At 71.9% G+C, this 19113-nt stretch carries 12 protein-coding genes and 1 tRNA gene; 10 read left to right on the top strand and 3 right to left on the bottom strand.

From position 1 onward, the window contains the following. The first annotated feature begins 11 nt into the window (after positions 1–11). Positions 12–84 (top strand) — tRNA-Thr (locus tag LG634_RS31775). Positions 85–204: 120 nt separating this feature from the next. On the opposite strand, the gene LG634_RS31770 is transcribed toward LG634_RS31775, so the two are convergent. Then, positions 205–2880 carry a SpoIIE family protein phosphatase gene (locus LG634_RS31770; RefSeq protein ID WP_226738971.1) on the bottom strand — a complete coding sequence of 892 codons (2676 nt, stop codon included), beginning with the start codon at positions 2878–2880 and terminating at the stop codon, positions 205–207. Positions 2881–3148: 268 nt separating this feature from the next. Here LG634_RS31770 and LG634_RS31765 point away from each other — a divergent pair, with 268 nt between their 5' ends. From LG634_RS31765 to LG634_RS31725, 9 genes are all read left to right on the top strand, one after another. Continuing rightward, complete coding sequence (locus LG634_RS31765) at positions 3149–8650, top strand: HAMP domain-containing protein (protein WP_226738970.1); 5502 nt, start codon at positions 3149–3151, stop codon at positions 8648–8650. A 229-nt stretch (positions 8651–8879) separates the two neighbouring features. Then, entirely contained in the window at positions 8880–9557 is a 678-nt protein-coding gene (locus tag LG634_RS31760; protein ID WP_226738968.1) for a response regulator, read from the top strand. Positions 9558–9698: 141 nt separating this feature from the next. Beyond that, positions 9699–12458: a DNA translocase FtsK gene (locus tag LG634_RS31755; protein ID WP_226738965.1), complete on the top strand. Its 2760-nt coding sequence runs from the start codon at positions 9699–9701 to the stop codon at positions 12456–12458. A 219-nt stretch (positions 12459–12677) separates the two neighbouring features. Then, positions 12678–13532 carry a helix-turn-helix domain-containing protein gene (locus LG634_RS31750; RefSeq protein WP_226738963.1) on the top strand — a complete coding sequence of 285 codons (855 nt, stop codon included), beginning with the start codon at positions 12678–12680 and terminating at the stop codon, positions 13530–13532. 172 nt (positions 13533–13704) lie between these two features. After that, positions 13705–15192: a 30S ribosomal protein S12 methylthiotransferase RimO gene (gene rimO / locus LG634_RS31745; RefSeq protein WP_226738961.1), complete on the top strand. Its 1488-nt coding sequence runs from the start codon at positions 13705–13707 to the stop codon at positions 15190–15192. Next, positions 15189–15857, top strand: a complete 669-nt coding sequence (gene pgsA / locus LG634_RS31740; protein ID WP_226738959.1) for a CDP-diacylglycerol--glycerol-3-phosphate 3-phosphatidyltransferase — start codon at positions 15189–15191, stop codon at positions 15855–15857. Before rimO ends, pgsA begins: the two co-directional genes overlap by 4 nt. A gap of 28 nt (positions 15858–15885) precedes the next feature. Next, positions 15886–16431: a CinA family protein gene (locus LG634_RS31735; protein WP_226738957.1), complete on the top strand. Its 546-nt coding sequence runs from the start codon at positions 15886–15888 to the stop codon at positions 16429–16431. Positions 16432–16540: 109 nt separating this feature from the next. Further along, on the top strand, positions 16541–16915 hold the full coding sequence (locus LG634_RS31730; RefSeq protein ID WP_226738955.1) for a helix-turn-helix domain-containing protein: 375 nt from the start codon (positions 16541–16543) through the stop codon (positions 16913–16915). 141 nt (positions 16916–17056) lie between these two features. Beyond that, the gene (locus tag LG634_RS31725) at positions 17057–17368 is read left to right on the top strand and encodes a hypothetical protein (RefSeq protein ID WP_226738954.1); all 312 of its coding nucleotides are present in this window, start codon (positions 17057–17059) and stop codon (positions 17366–17368) included. Here the strand turns inward: LG634_RS31725 and LG634_RS31720 are convergent. Both LG634_RS31720 and LG634_RS31715 read right to left on the bottom strand, forming a co-directional pair. Beyond that, positions 17316–18122: an SDR family NAD(P)-dependent oxidoreductase gene (locus LG634_RS31720; protein ID WP_226738952.1), complete on the bottom strand. Its 807-nt coding sequence runs from the start codon at positions 18120–18122 to the stop codon at positions 17316–17318. The genes LG634_RS31725 and LG634_RS31720 overlap by 53 nt on opposite strands. Before the next feature lie 73 nt (positions 18123–18195). Then, positions 18196–18990 carry an Fpg/Nei family DNA glycosylase gene (locus tag LG634_RS31715; protein ID WP_226738951.1) on the bottom strand — a complete coding sequence of 265 codons (795 nt, stop codon included), beginning with the start codon at positions 18988–18990 and terminating at the stop codon, positions 18196–18198. Positions 18991–19113 lie beyond the last annotated feature (123 nt).

Raw genomic sequence — 19113 nt, 5'->3', positions numbered from 1 at the left:
CCGAACAACCCGCCCTTTTAGCTCAGTCGGTAGAGCGTCTCCATGGTAAGGAGAAGGTCAACGGTTCGATTCCGTTAAAGGGCTCCGAGAAAAAGGCCCCCGCCATCTGGCGGGGGCCTTTTTGCGTTTTCAGGCGCCGAGGGCCCGGAGTCCGACAGGATGCCGGTTCCCGGCCCACCCCGACGAGGTGGGCCGGCGGCTCGTTCAGTCGCCCTGGCGGGGCCCCGGGATGCGGAAGGCCAGGATGGCCATGTCGTCCGAAGCCGGCTCCGCGGCGAAGCGTTCGACCGCGCGGAGGACCCGGGCGGCGACCGCGCCGGCCGTCAGACCCGTACAGGAGGTCAGGACCTCGGTCAGGCCGTCGTCACCGAGCATGCGGGTGCCCTCGCGGCGTTCCGTCACGCCGTCCGTGACGCACAGCAGGACATCGCCCGGGTCGAGCGTCACGTTCTCCTCGTACAGCTCCAGGTCGTCCATGACGCCGAGCAGGGGCTGCGGCTCCGCGGCCGGCTCCACCCGGCCGTCCGGGCGCAGGCGCAGCGGCAGCGGGTGGCCCGCACAGACCAGCTTCAGCTGGGCACCGCCGTCCTCGCGGGGGCGCAGCTCCCCGTACAGCAGGGTCAGGAAGCGGCTGCGGGTGCCCTCGTCGAGGATGGCCGCGTTCAGGCGCTCCAGGACCGCCGGGCCGCCGAAGCCCTCCCTGGCCAGCAGGCGCAGGGCGTGCCGGGCCAGGCCGGTGACCGCCGCCGCCTCCGGACCCGTACCGCAGACGTCGCCGATGGCGAAGCCGTACGAGCCGTCGCGGATCGGGAAGACGTCGTAGAAGTCGCCGCCCACCTCGTTGCCCTCGCCGGCGGCGCGGTAGATGACCTCCACCTCGACGCCGGGGATCGCAGGGGCGCTGGGCGGCAGCAGGCTGCGCTGGAGGGAACGGCTGATCGCCATGCGCTCCGAATAGAGGCGGGCGTTGTCCAGGGCCAGGGCGGCGCGGCGGGACAGGTCCTCGGCCAGCTCCACGATCTCCTGCCGGAAGTGCTCGTCCGTGGGCTTGCCGAGGGTCAGCATGCCGATGACGCGGTTGCGGGCCATCAGCGGCAGCACCACCGTCTCGCCGCCGACGGCAGCCGCGGTCGCCAGGACCGCGCCGAGCCCCGGGGTGCGGCCGTCCGGGCCGTCGTGGGCGCCGTGGTCGAGGGCCCGCATCGACGTCCGCAGAGCCGCCTGGTGGGCGGCCTCGGTGGGCGCGGTCCACGGCCGGGCGCCGGGAGTGTTCACCGGCTCAGGCGGGCTGATCCTGGTCAGCAGGGCCTTCAGGCCGTCGATGCGGTCCTCGTCCTCGTGCAGGACGTACGCCAGATGGGGGTCGGAGGCCTGGTCGGCGATCGTGTAGACGGCGCACCAGGTGGCCAGGGTGGGCACCGTCATCTGGGCCATCAGCGCCAGCGTCTGGTCCCGGTCGAGAGTGCCGGCCAGCAGGTCCGAGGCCTCCACCAGGAAGGACAGCGAGCCGCGGCGCAGCCGCTCCAGCTCGCCGAGACGGGCGGACTCCACGGCCAGGGCGATGCGGTCGGCGGCGAACTGGAGACGCAGGGCCTCCTCGTTCGAGTAGCGGCCCGGGGCCTCCGTCGCGACGCCGAGGGAGCCGGTCAGCCGACCCTCCACCTTCAGCGGGACGGTGACCACCGAGCGCATGCCGGTGCCGCCGAGCAGGGGGACCGCGCCGGGAACGGCGGCCAGGTCGTCGTGGACCGCCGGCATGCGGGCCGAGCCGTAGCGGCCGGTGCCGGCCTCGACCGGGACCCGGGCGAAGCGCTGGCGGGTCGACGGCAGGCCGGTGGTCGCACGGACCTCCAGCTCGGTCTCGTCGTCGGTGGCCAGGAGGAGGAACGCGGCGTCGGCGTCGAGCATGTCGCGGGCCCGCTCCACGGTGCGCTGGAGCAGCCCGTCGAGGTCGTCCGGGGCCGGGGAGCCGATGAACACCTCGAACGGGTCGGCGCTGCGCGGCTCGGGGTGCTGGCCGGGGTCGGTGCTCTGGGTGCGGGCCGGGGTCTGCAGGACGGCGCGCTCCTGCTCGTGGACGAGCAGGCAGACCGTGGAGGCGGTGCCCTCGGCGTCACGGACGCGCAGGTGCGAGGCGTAGACGGGGATGACACGGCCGTCGGCGCAGCGGATGCCGTAGCTGCCCTCCCAGCGGGACAGGGCGAGCGCCTCGGCGAGGCCGGTGCCGGTGCCCGGGGTGTGCGGCCAGGCGGCCAGCTCGCCGAGCGGGCGGCCGGTGACCTTGCCGGCGGGGTAGCCGAAGAGGTGCTCGGCGTCCTCGTTCCAGGTGGTGACGGTGCCGTCGGTGCCGATCTGCAGGACGGCGACCCGTACCCGGCTGTCCGCGACCGGGAGCTGCCGGTCGGGGAGGGCGGGGCCGGCGAAGCGGGTGCCGACGGGGCGGGCGGGCAGGTCCAGCTGGAACCAGACGTGCTTGCGGGCCGGGGCGTAGTCGACGCCCCAGCGGGTGGCCAGGGCGGAGCAGAGCATGAGGCCGCGGCCGCTCTCCTGGTCGGGGGCGGGCAGGCCGCGCTCGGGATGCTGGAGCGGGACCTCGCGCTCCGGGTAGCGGTCGGAGACCTCGACGCGGATGCATTCGCCGGCCGAGCGGAGCACCAGGACGTCGGCGCTGGTGCCGGCGTGGATCACGGCGTTGGTGACGAGTTCGCTGGTGAGGACGACGGCGTCGTCGACGATGTCGGAGAAGCCCCAGCCCTGGAGGGTGTCGCGGACGAACGCGCGGGCGGCGGCCACGGACCGCGGAACGGGTTCAAAGCAGGCAGCCGCCCGGGCCGTGATCACAAGACTCCCCGATCGTGTTGCAAGGCCCGGCTCCGCCATCGGACCACCCCTCCGGTGCCCGGTGTTCGCTGCTCCGTCGTACGCACCCCGCCCCTGCCGGGCGGACCGGAGCGGTTGGACAGTCGGGTGCCAGGTTACTTACCTTCACGGTCGGTACGGGCGTGCTCGGCCCGGATTCCCCCCACGGGTGCGGGTCGTTGTACGAAGGTGCCGAAGTGTTATGGCCGGGTTCCGGCTTGGTGAAACACTGGGAAGGCTTGGCTGAAGAGCCCGGGCAGAGCGGTCGAACCCTTTCGGGAGGGACACGGTGGAGTCTGGCGTGGCGGCGCGGCGTACCAGTACGCGTGCGAAGGGCGGTCGGTCCCGGCGGAACGGGACCACGGAAGTGGACACCGCCGCCCTGAACCGGTTGCTGACGGCACTGGTGTCGATGCGGGACGGCAACTTCCGCAAGCGGTTGACGGTTTCCGGCGACGGTCTGATGGCGGAGATCGCCGCCGTCTACAACGAGGTCGCCGACCGGAACCTGCACCTGACCGGGGAACTGTCCCGGGTCCGGCGGACCGTGGGCCGGGAGGGCAAGCTGAGCGAGCGGCTGGAGACGGGGGCCTGCGAGGGCTCCTGGGCGGCCGCGATCGATGCGTCCAACGCGCTCGTCGACGACCTGGCCCGGCCGGTCTCGGAGGTCGGCCGGGTGCTGTCGGCGGTCGCCGAGGGCGACCTCGACCAGCGGATGGACCTGCGGACACAGGCCGCGGACGGGCTCGGGCACCCGCTGCGCGGCGAGTTCCTGAAGGTCGGGCGGACCGTCAACAACCTGGTCGACCAGCTGTCCGCGTTCACCGACGAGGTGACGAGGGTCGCGCTGGAGGTCGGCACCGAGGGCAAGCTCGGCGGCCAGGCGCAGGTGCGCGGGATGTCCGGTTCCTGGAAGGACCTCACGGACTCCGTCAACACGATGGCGTACCGGCTCACCGCCCAGGTGCGGGACATCGCACTGGTGACGACGGCGGTGGCCAAGGGCGACCTGTCGCGCAAGGTCACGGTGCACGTGGCCGGCGAGATGCTGCAGCTGAAGAACACCGTCAACACGATGGTGGACCAGCTGTCCTCGTTCTCCTCCGAGGTCACGCGGGTGGCCCGGGAGGTCGGTACCGAGGGCGAGCTCGGCGGGCAGGCGCAGGTGCCGGGCGTCGCCGGGGTGTGGAAGGACCTCACCGACTCCGTCAACACGATGGCGGGCAACCTGACCGCGCAGGTGCGGGGGATCGCGCAGGTCACGACGGCCGTGGCGAACGGCGACCTGTCGCAGAAGGTGACGGTCAGCGCGCGCGGCGAGGTGGCGCAGCTGGCCGAAACGATCAATCAGATGACGGAGACGCTGCGGACGTTCGCGGACGAGGTCACCCGGGTGGCCAGCGAGGTCGGCGCGAAGGGCCTGCTGGGCGGGCAGGCGCAGGTCCCGGGTGCGGCGGGGACGTGGAAGGACCTCACCGACTCGGTGAACACGGTGTTCCGCAACCTCACCACCCAGGTGCGGGACATCGCGCAGGTCACGACGGCGGTGGCGAACGGCGACCTGTCGCAGAAGGTCACCGTCGACGTCGCGGGCGAGATGCTGGAGCTGAAGAACACCGTCAACACGATGGTGGACCAGCTCCAGTCGTTCGGTTCCGAGGTGACCCGGGTGGCCCGCGAGGTGGGTGTCGAGGGCGAGCTCGGCGGGCAGGCGCAGGTGCCGGGTGCGGCGGGGACGTGGAAGGACCTCACCGACTCGGTGAACACGGCGTTCCGGAACCTGACCGGGCAGGTCCGCAACATCGCGCAGGTGACGACGGCGGTGGCGAACGGCGACCTGTCGCAGAAGGTCACCGTGGACGTGTCCGGCGAGATGCTCCAGCTCAAGAACACCGTGAACACGATGGTGGACCAGCTGTCGTCGTTCGCGGACCAGGTCACGCGGATGGCCCGGGACGTGGGTACGGAGGGCCGGCTCGGCGGCCAGGCGCGGGTGGAGGGGGTATCCGGCACCTGGAAGGAGCTGACGGACTCCGTCAACTTCATGGCGGGGAACCTGACCTCGCAGGTGCGGCAGATCGCGCAGGTGACCACGGCGGTGGCGCGCGGTGACCTGTCGCAGAAGATCGACGTGGATGCGCGCGGCGAGATCCTGGAGCTGAAGAACACCATCAACACGATGGTCGACCAGCTCTCCGCGTTCGCCGAGCAGGTGACCCGGGTGGCCCGGGACGTGGGTACGGAGGGCCGGCTCGGCGGGCAGGCGCAGGTGCCGGGCGTGGCCGGCGTGTGGCGGGACCTGACGGATTCGGTGAACGGCATGGCGGGGAACCTGACCTCGCAGGTCCGCAACATCGCCCAGGTCGCCACGGCGGTGGCGCGCGGTGACCTGTCGCAGAAGATCGACGTGGATGCGCGCGGCGAGATCCTGGAGCTGAAGAACACCCTCAACACGATGGTCGACCAGCTGTCGTCGTTCGCGGAGCAGGTGACGCGGGTGGCCCGCGAGGTGGGCACCGAGGGCATCCTCGGCGGGCAGGCGGAAGTGAAGGGTGTCTCGGGCACCTGGAAGGACCTCACCCAGTCCGTCAACTTCATGGCGAACAACCTGACCTCGCAGGTCCGCAACATCGCCGAGGTCACCACGGCGGTGGCCACGGGCGACCTGTCGAAGAAGATCACGGTCGACGCGAAGGGCGAGATCCTCGAACTGGTCACGACCGTGAACACGATGGTGGACCAGCTGTCGTCGTTCGCGGAGCAGGTGACGCGGGTGGCCCGCGAGGTGGGTTCGGAGGGCCAGCTGGGCGGTCAGGCCCGCGTGCGCGGGGTCACCGGCATCTGGAAGGACCTCACCGACAACGTCAACCTGATGGCCAACAACCTGACCCTGCAGGTGCGCAACATCTCGCAGGTGTCGGCGGCCGTGGCCAACGGCGACCTGACGAAGAAGGTGACGGTGGAGGCGCGCGGCGAGGTCGCGCAGCTCGCCGACACCGTGAACACGATGGTGACCACGCTGTCCTCGTTCGCCGACGAGGTGACCCGGGTGGCCCGCGAGGTGGGCACCGAGGGCCGGCTCGGCGGGCAGGCCCACGTACCGGGCGTCTCGGGCACGTGGAAGGACCTCACCGAGTCGGTGAACTCGATGGCGTCCAACCTGACCGGCCAGGTCCGCCAGATCGCCATGGTCACCACCGCCATCGCCAAGGGCGACATGACCAAGAAGATCGACATCGATGCGCGCGGCGAGATCCTGGAGCTGAAGACGACCATCAACACGATGGTGGACCAGCTGTCGTCGTTCGCGGAGCAGGTGACGCGGGTGGCCCGCGAGGTGGGCACCGAGGGCATCCTCGGCGGCCAGGCCCGGGTCCGGGACGTGGACGGCACCTGGCGGGACCTGACGGAGTCCGTGAACGAGATGGCCGGGAACCTGACCCGGCAGGTGCGCGCGATCGCGGCCGTGGCGACTGCGGTGACCCGTGGCGACCTGAGCCTGAAGGTCGACGTGGACGCGGCGGGCGAGATCCAGGTCCTCCAGGACAACATCAACACGATGATCGTCAACCTGCGCGACACCACCCTGGCCAACAAGGAGCAGGACTGGCTGAAGGGCAACCTGGCCCGGATCTCGGGTCTGATGCAGGGCCGCCGGGAGCTGGACGACGTGGCCGGGCTGATCATGAGCGAGCTGACGCCGGTGGTGTCGGCGCAGCACGGCGCGTTCTACCTGGTGCAGCCGGCGGGCGGGGCCGAGGAGATCGGGCCGGAGCTCGGCGCGGGCGGGCCGTACGAGCTGCGGATGCGGGGGAGTTACGCGTACGCGGGCAGTGCGATGCCGACGGTCTTCCGGCCGGGGGAGGGGCTGATCGGGACGGTCGCGGAGGAGAAGCGGACCATCCTGGTCGAGAACACCCCGCCGGGCTACCTGAAGATCTCTTCGGGGCTCGGGGAGGCGCCGCCGGCCCATGTGATCGTGCTGCCGGTGCTGTTCGAGGGCAAGGTGCTCGGGGTGATCGAGCTGGCGTCGTTCCAGCCGTTCACGCAGATCCAGAAGGACTTCCTGAGCCAGATCGCCGAGATGATCGGTACGAGCGTCAACACCATCAGCGTCAACTCCAAGACCGAGGTGCTGCTGAAGCAGTCGCAGGAGATGACGGAGCAGCTGCGGGAGCGCTCGGACGAGCTGGAGAACCGGCAGAAGGCGCTGCAGGCCGCGAACGCGGAGCTGGAGGAGAAGGCCGAGCTGCTGGCGCAGCAGAACCGCGACATCGAGGTGAAGAACACCGAGATCGAGGAGGCCCGGCAGGTGCTGGAGGAGCGGGCCGAGCAGCTCGCGGTCTCCATGCGCTACAAGTCGGAGTTCCTGGCGAACATGTCGCACGAGCTGCGCACGCCGCTCAACTCGCTGCTGATCCTGGCGAAGCTGCTCGCGGACAACGCGGAGGGCAACCTGTCGCCGAAGCAGGTGGAGTTCGCGGAGACGATCCACGGGGCGGGATCCGACCTGCTCCAGCTGATCAACGACATCCTCGACCTGTCGAAGGTGGAGGCCGGGAAGATGGACGTCAGTCCGACCCGGATCGCGCTGGTGCAGCTGGTCGACTACGTGGAGGCCACCTTCCGCCCGCTGACGGCGGAGAAGGGGCTGGACTTCTCGGTGCGGGTCTCGCCGGAGCTGCCGGCCACCCTGCACACCGACGAGCAGCGGCTGCTGCAGGTGCTGCGCAACCTGCTGTCGAACGCGGTGAAGTTCACCGACAGCGGGGCCGTGGAGCTGGTGATCCGGCCGGCCGGGGCGGACGTGCCGGTGGCGATCCGGCAGCAGCTGCTGGAGGCGGGTTCGCTCCAGGAGGCGGACGGCGACCTGATCGCCTTCTCGGTCACGGACACCGGGATCGGGATCGCGGCCGGCAAGATGCTGGTGATCTTCGAGGCGTTCAAGCAGGCCGACGGGACCACCAGCCGCAAGTACGGGGGCACCGGACTGGGCCTGTCGATCAGCCGGGAGATCGCCCGGCTGCTGGGCGGCGAGATCCACGCGGCGAGCGAACTCGGCCGGGGCTCCACGTTCACGCTGTACCTGCCGCTGCACCCGAGCGAGCTGCCGCCGCAGGGCTACGCGCAGCCGGCGCCGGGCGGCCGCCCGGACCTGGCGCGGCGGGCACCCTTGGCGGAGCTGCCGCCGGCCGAGCCGCCGGCGCCCGCGCCGGTGCCGGCCGGACACGCGGGGGCCGCGGCGCAGGGGCAGGCGGCGAGCCCGACGCTGTTCCGGCGCCGCCGCAAGGTGCTGGGCGACCAGGACCGGCGGCCCGCGGCGCTGCCGGGGCAGCCGAACGGCCTGCCGGCGGCCGAGGAGCTGTGGGGGAGCCTCCAGGAGGAGGAGCCGCCCGTGCCGCGGACGTACGACTTCCACGGCGAGAAGGTGCTGATCGTCGACGACGACGTGCGCAACGTGTTCGCGCTGACGAGCGTGCTGGAGCAGTACGGGCTGGCGGTGCTCTACGCGGAGAACGGCCGGGAGGGCATCGAGGTCCTGGAGCAGAACGACAACGTGACGGTCGTCCTGATGGACATCATGATGCCGGAGATGGACGGGTACGCGACGACGGCGGCGATCCGGCGGATGCCGCAGTTCGCGGGGCTGCCGATCATCGCGCTGACGGCGAAGGCGATGAAGGGCGACCGGGAGAAGGCGATCGACTCGGGCGCTTCCGACTACGTCACGAAGCCGGTCGATCCCGACTACCTGTTGACCGTGATGGAGCAGTGGATGCGCGGGAAATGACCGTCCGGCCGGTCTCCGGGGCCGGTTGCTGACGCAGTGTGGCCGGACGGCGGTGGGCGGGCGGGAGACGGGGAACCTTCTGCTCTCCCACGCCGTTCCTGCTACGTGCACAGTGACATCTCGGTGACAGGGTGTGGCGATCTCGGGATGGGGGCTACCATGACCGGCACAAGGACGGGCGGGCTCTGCGTGTCGGGGAGGCCCCACGCCGGGGCGAGGAGGACAGGGCATGGTGCAGAAAGCCAAGATCCTCCTGGTCGACGACCGACCGGAGAATCTGCTGGCGCTGGAGGCCATCCTCTCTGCGCTCGATCAGACACTGGTCCGGGCGTCGTCGGGGGAGGAAGCGCTCAAGGCGCTGTTGACGGACGACTTCGCGGTCATCCTGCTCGACGTGCAGATGCCGGGCATGGACGGGTTCGAGACCGCGGCCCACATCAAGAGGCGTGAGCGGACCCGGGACATCCCGATCATCTTCCTCACGGCCATCAACCACGGCCCCCACCACACCTTCCGCGGGTACGCGGCCGGAGCGGTGGACTACATCTCCAAGCCCTTCGACCCGTGGGTGCTGCGGGCCAAGGTCTCTGTGTTCGTCGACCTCTACATGAAGAACTGCCAACTGCGGGAGCAGGCGGCGCTGCTGAGGCTCCAGCTCGAAGGCGGCCAGGGCGGCGCCGGCGCCAAGGAGTCCGCCGGACTGCTGGCCGAACTCTCGGCGCGCCTCGCGGCCGTCGAGGAGCAGGCCGAGGCCCTCACCAAGCAGCTCGACGACGAGTCCGCGGACGCCGCGGCCGTGGCCACCGCCGCCCACCTGGAGCGCAAACTCACCGGACTCCGCCGGGCCCTGGACGCCCTGGAGCCCGGCGCGGGCGGCACCGCGGCGGTCCTGCCCGCCCAGACCTGACGCCCGCCCGGACCTGACGCACGCTCAGGCCGGGCCGCCCGGTCTGGCCGTACGTCAAACCACCGACACCCGGCCCGACACGAACGGGTGAAGGGGTGGGCACACGTGTCCGCCGCCGCAAGCACCGGTAACCTCGCCCCCATGGCCTCACGTACCTCCGGCAAGGGTTCCCAGAGCAGCGGCGGGGGCACCGCCAAGGCCCGCTCCGGCCGTACGACGCCGGCGGCGAAGAAGGCCGCGCCCGCGCGCAAGCCCCCCGCCAAGAAGGCGGCCGCGCCCGCCCGCCGCGCCCCCGCGAAGAAGCCCGCACCCAAACCGGCACCGTCGCCCACCGGCGGAGTCGTCCGGCTGGTGCGCGCTGTCTGGCTCGGCGCCGCCCACGCGGTCGGCGCCGTCTTCCGGGGCATGGGCCGCGGCGCGAAGAACCTCGACCCCGCGCACCGCAAGGACGGGGTGGCCCTGCTCCTCCTCGCCCTCTCGCTGATCGTCGCCGCGGGCACCTGGTCCAACCTCCGCGGCCCGGTCGGCGAACTCGTCACCATGCTGGTCACCGGCGCCTTCGGCCGGCTCGACCTGCTCGTGCCGCTGCTGCTCGGGTTCATGGCCGTACGGTTCATCCGCCACCCGGAACAGACCGACGCCAACGGGCGGATCGGCATCGGCCTCACCGCCCTGGTCGTCGGCGTGCTCGGGCAGGTGCACATCGCGTGCGGCGCCCCCGGACGGGACGCCGGGACCGAGGCCATAAGGGACGCCGGGGGCCTGGTCGGCTGGGCCGCCTCGCAACCGCTCATCTTCACCATGGGGGCGCCGCTCGCGGTGCCCATGCTGGTCCTGCTCACGGTGTTCGGCCTGCTGGTGGTCACCGCCACCCCGGTCAACGCGATCCCGCAGCGGCTGCGCCAGCTCGGCGTCCGGCTCGGCGTGGTGGCCGCCGACGAAGAGGACCCGTACGGCACGGACACCGGGCTGGAGCACGACCCCGAGCAGTGGCAGGCCCGCTCCCGGCGGCCGGCCGGCCCCGTGGACCCGGCCGACCTCGCCGAGGAGGCCGCGCTCGACCAGCGGCGCCGGCGGCCGCGCCGCTCCCCGGCCCGGACCCCGCTGGACCGGCCGCTGGACGCCGTGGACGTGGCCGCGGCCGCCGCCGCCGCGCTCGACGGTGCGGTGCTCGGCGGCCTGCCGCCCTCGCCACTGGTCGCCGACCTGACCCGGGGCGTCGCCGCCGAACCGCCGGTCGAGACCACCACCCCGGTGCCGGTCGCCGCGCCCGCGCCCGCGGACCCGGCGCCCGCCCCGCCCGTACCCGCCGCCCGTCCCGCCGTGCCGCCGGTCCCGGCCGCGCCCCCGTCCGTCCCGGACCTCACCAAGGCGCCGCCGGAGACCGGCACGCCGCTGCCGCCGCGGGCCGAGCAGCTCCAGCTGCGCGGGGACATCACGTACGCGCTGCCCTCGCTCGACCTGCTGGAGCGCGGCGGGCCCGGCAAGACCCGCAGCGCCGCCAACGACGCGGTGGTCGCCTCGCTGACCAACGTGTTCATGGAGTTCAAGGTCGACGCGGCCGTCACCGGCTTCACCCGCGGCCCGACGGTCACCCGTTACGAGGTGGAGCTCGGCCCCGCCGTGAAGGTCGAGCGGATCACCGCCCTCACCAAGAACATCGCGTACGCCGTGGCCAGCCCGGACGTCCGGATCATCAGCCCGATCCCCGGCAAGTCGGCGGTCGGCATCGAGATCCCGAACACCGACCGCGAGATGGTCAACCTCGGCGACGTGCTGCGGCTCGCGGACGGCGACGACGACCACCCGATGCTCGTGGCGCTCGGCAAGGACGTCGAGGGCGGCTACGTGATGGCCAACCTCGCCAAGATGCCGCACGTGCTGGTGGCCGGTGCCACCGGCTCCGGCAAGTCCTCCTGCATCAACTGCCTGATCACCTCGGTCATGGTGCGCGCCACCCCCGAGGACGTCCGGATGGTGCTCGTCGACCCCAAGCGCGTCGAGCTCACCGCGTACGAGGGCATCCCGCACCTGATCACGCCGATCATCACCAACCCGAAGCGGGCCGCCGAGGCCCTCCAGTGGGTGGTGCGCGAGATGGACCTGCGCTACGACGACCTGGCGGCGTTCGGGTTCCGGCACATCGACGACTTCAACAAGGCCATCCGGGACGGCAAGGTCAAGCTGCCCGAGGGCAGCGAGCGCGAGCTCCAGCCGTACCCGTACCTGCTGGTGATCGTCGACGAGCTGGCCGACCTGATGATGGTCGCCCCGCGCGACGTCGAGGACGCCATCGTGCGCATCACCCAGCTGGCCCGCGCGGCCGGCATCCACCTGGTGCTCGCCACCCAGCGGCCCTCGGTGGACGTGGTCACCGGCCTGATCAAGGCGAACGTGCCGTCCCGGCTCGCGTTCGCCACCTCCTCGCTCGCCGACAGCCGGGTCATCCTCGACCAGCCCGGTGCCGAGAAGCTCATCGGCAAGGGCGACGGGCTGTTCCTGCCGATGGGAGCGAACAAGCCCGTCCGGCTGCAGGGCGCCTTCGTCACCGAGGACGAGATCGCCGGCGTCGTGCAGCACTGCAAGGACCAGATGGCGCCGGTGTTCCGGGACGACGTGACGGTCGGGCAGAAGCAGAAGAAGGAGATCGACGAGGAGATCGGGGACGATCTGGACCTGCTGTGCCAGGCCGCCGAACTCGTGGTCACCACCCAGTTCGGCTCCACTTCGATGCTCCAGCGCAAGCTGCGGGTGGGCTTCGCCAAGGCCGGCCGGCTGATGGACCTCATGGAGTCGCGGGGCGTCGTCGGCCCCAGCGAGGGGTCCAAGGCGCGGGACGTGCTGCTCAAACCGGACGAGCTGGACGGCGTGCTGGCGGTCATCCGGGGCGAAGCGCCCTGAGTCTCACCCGTTCGGGGTCACGGGGAAACCGTTTCCCTTGGACGTGCGTCAAGTTGAGGGAAGGGGCGGAACTGGACCGTCATCCGGCTCCTCCGGACTCGAGCCGGACACGGAGCCATACCGATGGCGTACAGAGGCCACCCTCCGGTTGCTCCCCCCTTTCGTCACCCCCCTAGACTGGACGTCCAGCAGGTGGCTACACGCTCGAAAGGCGCTCTCGTGTCCATCGGCAACTCCAACTCCCCCGAAGACGACCGTCCTTCGACCGACGACCGGCCTTCGATCGGGCGTGTCCTGAAGAAGGCCCGCATCCGTGCGGGCCTCACCGTCGACGAGGTCAGCGGCTCCACCCGCGTGCGCATCCCGATCGTGCACGCGATCGAGGAGGACGACTTCTCCCGCTGCGGTGGCGATGTGTACGCCCGTGGCCACATCCGCACGCTCGCGCGCGCCATCGGCATCGATCCGGAACCTCTGGTCGAGCGCTACGACGCGGACCACGGCGGCCGTCCCGCCCCCACTCCTGCCGCACCCCTGTTCGAAGCGGAACGGATCCGGCCGGAGCGGCAGCGGCCGAACTGGACCGCTGCCATGGTCGCGGCGATCGTCGCCGTGATCGGCTTCGTCGGCTTCACCGCGTTCGGCGGCGGCGACGACGCGCAGAAGAAGCCGGTCGCGGAGGGATCCGTCTCGCCGCAGCCCGCGCCCAAGCAGACCGCGGCCGTGAAGCCGGCCGTGCCGAAGCCGCAGCAGCCCCGCCCCGAGCCCTCGGACAGCGCCATCGCGGCCGCCCCGAAGGACATGGTCACGGTCGTGCTGTCCGCGGTCGACGGGCAGAGCTGGATCTCCGCGAAGGACGCGAACGGCCGACTCCTGTTCGACGGCATGCTCGAACAGGGCGACTCCAAGACGTTCACCGACAAGGAGGCCGTCGACCTCGTCCTCGGCGACGCCGGTGCGGTCACGCTGTTCGTGAACGGCAAGGAGGTCAAGGACGAGTTCCAGGCCGGCCAGGTCGAGCGGCTGACCTACACCAAGGACGACCAGCGCGACGCCCCCGCCCAGGAGGGCTGACCGGACCGGCCGGCCGCTCCGGAATCCGGAAACGGAATCCGCCGGGCGGTGCCGGGCCGGGCCGCCGCCACACACCGCCGGGATCCCCGGGGCGCAGCGCCGCGCCCCGGGGATCCCTGCTGGTCGGGGCACCCGGCAGGGGCCGGCGCCCGGACGAAGTACTCTTGAGTCCATGCCCGAACGCCGTACCGTCGCCCTTGTCACTCTTGGCTGCGCCCGTAACGAGGTGGACTCGGAGGAGCTCGCAGGCCGCTTGGCGGCGGATGGCTGGGAGCTCGTCGAGGACGCCGCCGATGCGGACGTCGCCGTCGTCAACACCTGCGGCTTCGTCGAAGCCGCGAAGAAGGACTCCGTAGACGCCCTCCTGGAAGCCAACGATCTCAAGGATCACGGCAAGACCCAGGCCGTCGTCGCGGTCGGCTGCATGGCCGAGCGCTACGGCAAGGAGCTCGCGGAGGCCCTGCCCGAGGCCGACGGCGTGCTCGGCTTCGACGACTACGCAGACATCTCCAGCCGCCTCCAGACCATCCTCAACGGCGGCAGCGTGGAGGCCCACACCCCGCGCGACCGCCGCAAGCTCCTGCCGATCAGCCCCGCCGAGCGCCAGGCCGCGCCCGCGGTGGCGCTGCCCGGCCACGCACAGGACACCCCGGCCGAGGCGCCGTCCGACCTGCCGGACGGTCTCGCCCCGGCCTCCGGGCCGCGCGCGCCGCTGCGCCGCCGCCTGGACACCAGCCCGGTGGCCTCGGTCAAGCTGGCCTCCGGCTGCGACCGCCGCTGCTCCTTCTGCGCGATCCCGTCCTTCCGCGGCTCGTTCATCTCGCGCCGCCCGAGCGACGTGCTGGGCGAGACCCGCTGGCTCGCCGAGCAGGGCGTGAAGGAGATCATGCTGGTCTCCGAGAACAACACCTCGTACGGCAAGGACCTCGGCGACATCCGGCTGCTGGAGACGCTGCTGCCCGAGCTGGCCGAGGTCGAGGGAATCGAGCGGGTGCGGGTCAGCTACCTGCAGCCCGCCGAGATGCGGCCCGGCCTGATCGACGTGCTGACCTCCACGCCGAAGGTCGTGCCGTACTTCGACCTGTCGTTCCAGCACTCCGCGCCGGACGTGCTGCGGGCGATGCGCCGCTTCGGGGACACCGACCGGTTCCTGGAGCTGCTCGACACGATCCGCTCCAAGGCCCCGCAGGCCGGTGTGCGGTCCAACTTCATCGTGGGCTTCCCCGGTGAGACGGAGGCCGACTTCGCCGAGCTGGAGCGCTTCCTCACCAACGCCCGCCTCGACGCGATCGGCATCTTCGGCTACTCCGACGAGGAGGGCACCGAGGCGGTCACGTACGAGAACAAGCTGGACGAGGACGTGATCGCCGAGCGGCTGGCGCACATGCAGCGGCTGGCCGAGGAGCTGACCTCGCAGCGCGCCGAGGAGCGCATCGGCGAGACCCTGGAGGTGCTCGTCGAGGCCGTGGGCGAGGAGGCCGGCGACGAGGACGGGGCCACCGGGCGCGCCGCGCACCAGGCCCCCGAAACCGACGGCCAGGTGGTGTTCACGACAAGCGAGGGGCTGGTCCGGGGCCGTATCGTCAGGGCAAAGGTGGTCGGCAGCCTGGGCGTGGACCTGGTTGCGGAGCCCCTGGACCTCGAGGAGGCGGCCGGATGACCGGAGTCCCGGCTTCAGCGGCGGGCGGGACCGGCCGTAGGCCTGCGCCCGGCGGAAAGCTGGGGGCTGCCGCGGTCAATCAGGCCAGCCTGTGGAACATCGCGAACATCCTCACGATGGTCCGCCTGCTGCTGGTGCCGGGCTTCGTCGTCCTGCTGCTCGCGGAAGGCGGGTACGACCCGGCCTGGCGGGCGCTGGCCTGGGCCGCGTTCGCCATCGCCATGATCACGGACCTGTTCGACGGGCACCTGGCCCGGACGTACAACCTGGTCACGGACTTCGGGAAGATCGCGGACCCGATCGCCGACAAGGCGATCATGGGGGCGGCGCTGATCTGCCTGTCCTCGCTGGGCGATCTTCCGTGGTGGGTCACGGGGGTGATCCTCGGGCGTGAGCTCGGTATCACCCTGATGCGGTTCTGGGTGATCAAATACGGAGTCATTTCGGCCAGTCGCGGTGGAAAGATGAAGACCCTGGCCCAGGGGACCGCGGTCGGCATGTACGTTCTTGCCTTGACCGGGCCGCTCGCGACGCTGCGCTTCTGGGTGATGGCCGTCGCCGTGGTGCTGACGGTGCTCACCGGTCTGGACTACGTACGCGAGGCGGTGCGCCTGCGGCGTGCGGGGCTGGCGGCGGAACGCGCCGTACCGGGCGGACAGGGCTGAGCGACAGGACTGAGTGGCGAGAACGGTCATGACAGCGAGCACGGGGGTGGATGGGACGGCCGATGCGGCTGGGGCCGCGGAGGACGTTCTGGCGCTGCTTGCTCAGCGTGACGAGACGCTCGCCGTCGCGGAATCGCTCACCGGCGGCCTGGTCGCCGCCGAACTGACCGCCGTTCCGGGCGCCTCCCGCTCCTTCCGCGGCTCGGTCACGGCCTACGCCACCGAGCTCAAGCAGCAGGTCCTCGGGGTGGACGGCCCGCTCCTGGCGCGCAGCGGCGCGGTGAACGCGCAGGTCGCCGCCGAGATGGCAGCGGGAGTCCGGAAGGTGCTGGACGCCTCCTGGGGGATCGCGACCACCGGGGTGGCCGGACCCGAGCCGCAGGACGGACAGCCGGTGGGGACCGTGTTCGTCGCGGTGGCCGGTCCGGCAGGCGGGAAAACCGCCGCCTTGAGATTGAACGGCGATCGAGCGGAAATCCGTAGGGAGAGTGTACGGAGGGTGCTCGAACTTCTCTTGAGCGAACTGCTGGAGAATGCGCGGAAACAGGGTATGGAACAGAACGGGGGGATTTGATGTTTGCAGCCCTGAGTGAACACGACATCGCTCCCCGCACGGCCGCAGCGCGAGGCGGTACGGTGGGGCGTGAAGGATGCCGCTACACGGTCAGAGGAGGGAGCCACCGATGATTCTGCTCCGTCGCCTGCTGGGTGACGTGCTGCGTCGGCAGCGCCAGCGCCAGGGCCGTACTCTGCGCGAAGTCTCCTCGTCCGCCCGAGTTTCGCTCGGCTATCTCTCCGAGGTGGAGCGGGGGCAGAAGGAGGCCTCCTCCGAACTGCTCTCCGCGATTTGTGACGCGCTGGACGTACGGATGTCCGAGCTGATGCGCGAAGTCAGCGATGAACTGTCGCTTGCCGAGCTGGCCCAGTCGGCCGCGGCGAGCGAACCGGTGCCGGTCCGCCCGATGCTGAATTCGGTCTCGGTGGCTTCGGTCACCGTCCCGACCGAGCGGGTGACCATCAAGGCGCCGGCGGAAGCGGTGAACGTCGTAGCCGCTTGAGTCGAGCCCGGGGCGAGGCCCCGGCCGGGTGTGCACGGGATCGTGTGTACCGGGCCGGGGCCTCGCGCCGTTGTGGATGCGCGCCGTGCGGGGGTGCGGGAGGATGGGGCGGGTCCCCGACCCCGGCCGGAGGAGGCAGCGGTGTGGCGGATACGGACGCCCCTGCTGGTGGCCGCGGCGGTGGCCGGCGGCGTGCTGTGGTGGTGGGCCGTGCTGCGGCTGGCCCTGGTGCCCGGCCGGACCGGAGTGGTCGAGGGCGCGGTGGCGGTCGGCGGCTGGGGGCTGAGCCTGCTGCCGGTGCACTGCGTCCCGCTGGCCCGGGCGGCCGGGGTGTCCGAGGCGCGGCGGCGGGGCGAGGGGCCGGTGGGGCGGGCGGTGGCAGGGATGGCCGCCGGGGCGGCTACCAGGGCATGGCGACGCCGCCGTTCGGGCGGAGGATCTGCCCGGTCATGAAGGACGAGGCGTCCGAGGCGAGGAACAGCACGGTCTGGGCGATGTCCTCGGCCTCGCCGACCCGGCGCAGGGGGGACATCCGGGCCATCGCGGCCTCGGTCTGCTCCTGCACCCCGGGGTCGTGGCGGTCGGTCATCGGGGTGCGGATCCAGCCGGGGGCCACGGCGTTCACCCGGATGCCGAGCGGGCCGGCCTCGGTGGCGAGGGTCTTCGTGAGCTGCACCACGGCGGCCTTGGCGGCGCTGTAGCAGAGCAGACCGGGCTGGGCGGCGTCCATGGCGCCGGAGGCCATCGTGACGATGCTGCCGGGGCGGCCGGCGTCGGCCATGGCGCGGGCGGCCTCCTGGCAGGTGCGCAGGACCCCCTTGAAATTGATGTCGAACACCCTGTCCAGGTCCTCGTCGCGGGTGTCGAGAACGCTGCTCGTGTGCATGACCCCGGCGATCGCGGCGGCGATGTCCAGCGGGCCGGCGGCCGCGACGGCGGCGCGGACCGCCTCGCGGTCGGTGACGTCGAGGGGGTGGCAGGAGGCGGTGCCGCCGCCGGCGGCCACCTGTTCGGCGGTCTCCGCCAGGCCCTTCTCGTCGCGGTCGGCGCAGTGGACGGTCGCGCCGGCGCTCGCGAGGAGGAGGGCGGTGGCCCGCCCGATGCCGCTTGCGGCGCCCGTGATCAGCGCGGTGCGGCCGGTGAGGTCGTACGAGGCGTGGGGTGAGGGCATGGCGGGACGGTACGGGCGGATCTGACGGATCGTCAAGAAGTCGGCCGGGAGGTTCGGGGGACGGGGTGTGGGCGCAGCGGGCGGGTGCAGCGGGTGCGGGGCGGGCGTCTCACGGCACCGGGCCCTGCTGGCAGCGGGGGCACCAGTAGGTGGGGCGGTCGGCCTGCGGGGATTCGCGGACCGGGGTGCGGCAGCGCAGGCAGGGGCGGCCGGCGCGGCCGTAGACGAACAGCTCCTGGCCGGGGCGGCGGAGGCCGGTGGTGTTGCGGGGGCGGCCGCCGGATCCGGTGTTCGCCTTCAGGAGGCGGTGGGCGGCGGCGGCCAGGCGGACCGGGGTGTCCTCGGGGAGCGCGCCGACCGGGGTCCAGGGGGTGGCGCCGGCGAGGAAGCACAGCTCGCACTTGTAGATGTTGCCGATGCCGGCCAGGTTGCGCTGGTCGAGGAGGGCTTCGCCGAGGGGGCGGGCGGGGTCCGCGGTCAGATGGCGGGCCGCGGTGCCGGCGTCCCAGTCCGGGCCGAGCAGGTCGGGGCCGAGGTGGCCGACGACACGGTCCTCCTCGGAGGTGCGGAGCAGGTCCAGGACGGGGAGGCGGTAGCCGACGGCGGTGTGGCCGGCGGTGCCGAGGATGGCGCGGATCTGGTGGGCGGGGCCGCCGCGCCAGGGTGCGCCGGCGGGGAAGACGCGCCAGGCGCCGTCCATGCGGAGGTGGGAGTGGAGGGTGAGGCCGCCCTCGATGCGGGTGAGGAGGTGCTTGCCGCGGGGGGTGACGTCCAGGACCGTGCGGCCGGTGAGGTCGGTGGTGGCGAGGCGGGGTGTGCGGAGGTCCGAGCGGGTCAGTTCGTGGGTGGCGAGGGCGGTGTGGAGTCGTCGTGCCACGTGCCAGATGGTGTCGCCTTCGGGCATGGGGTCATTGTCCTCCCGGCGGGCGGCTTCGGGGGCTCTGCCCCCCGGCTCCCCCGCCTCAATCGCCGGCGGGGCTGGAATTGGCTGGGCGGGGTGGCGGAGGGATCGGGGGGGATCGGGGTG

The sequence above is a fragment of the Streptomyces bambusae genome (genome assembly GCF_020532645.1).
GTDB classification, from domain to species: Bacteria; Actinomycetota; Actinomycetes; order Streptomycetales; family Streptomycetaceae; genus Streptomyces; species Streptomyces bambusae.
Note: the sequence above shows the minus strand (reverse complement) of the source record. Positions and strands in the feature narration are given on the sequence as shown.

Bases quoted from the DNA above. Each gene is read 5' to 3' on its own strand.
- LG634_RS31730 (WP_226738955.1), top strand. From the start codon at position 16,541: ATGATTCTGCTCCGTCGCCTGCTGGGTGACGTGCTGCGTCGGCAGCGC.
- LG634_RS31760 (WP_226738968.1), top strand. From the start codon at position 8,880: ATGGTGCAGAAAGCCAAGATCCTCCTGGTCGACGACCGACCGGAGAAT.
- rimO (WP_226738961.1), top strand. From the start codon at position 13,705: ATGCCCGAACGCCGTACCGTCGCCCTTGTCACTCTTGGCTGCGCCCGT.
- LG634_RS31735 (WP_226738957.1), top strand. From the start codon at position 15,886: ATGACAGCGAGCACGGGGGTGGATGGGACGGCCGATGCGGCTGGGGCC.
- pgsA (WP_226738959.1), top strand. From the start codon at position 15,189: ATGACCGGAGTCCCGGCTTCAGCGGCGGGCGGGACCGGCCGTAGGCCT.
- LG634_RS31755 (WP_226738965.1), top strand. From the start codon at position 9,699: ATGGCCTCACGTACCTCCGGCAAGGGTTCCCAGAGCAGCGGCGGGGGC.
- LG634_RS31715 (WP_226738951.1), bottom strand. From the start codon at position 18,990: ATGCCCGAAGGCGACACCATCTGGCACGTGGCACGACGACTCCACACC.
- LG634_RS31770 (WP_226738971.1), bottom strand. From the start codon at position 2,880: ATGGCGGAGCCGGGCCTTGCAACACGATCGGGGAGTCTTGTGATCACG.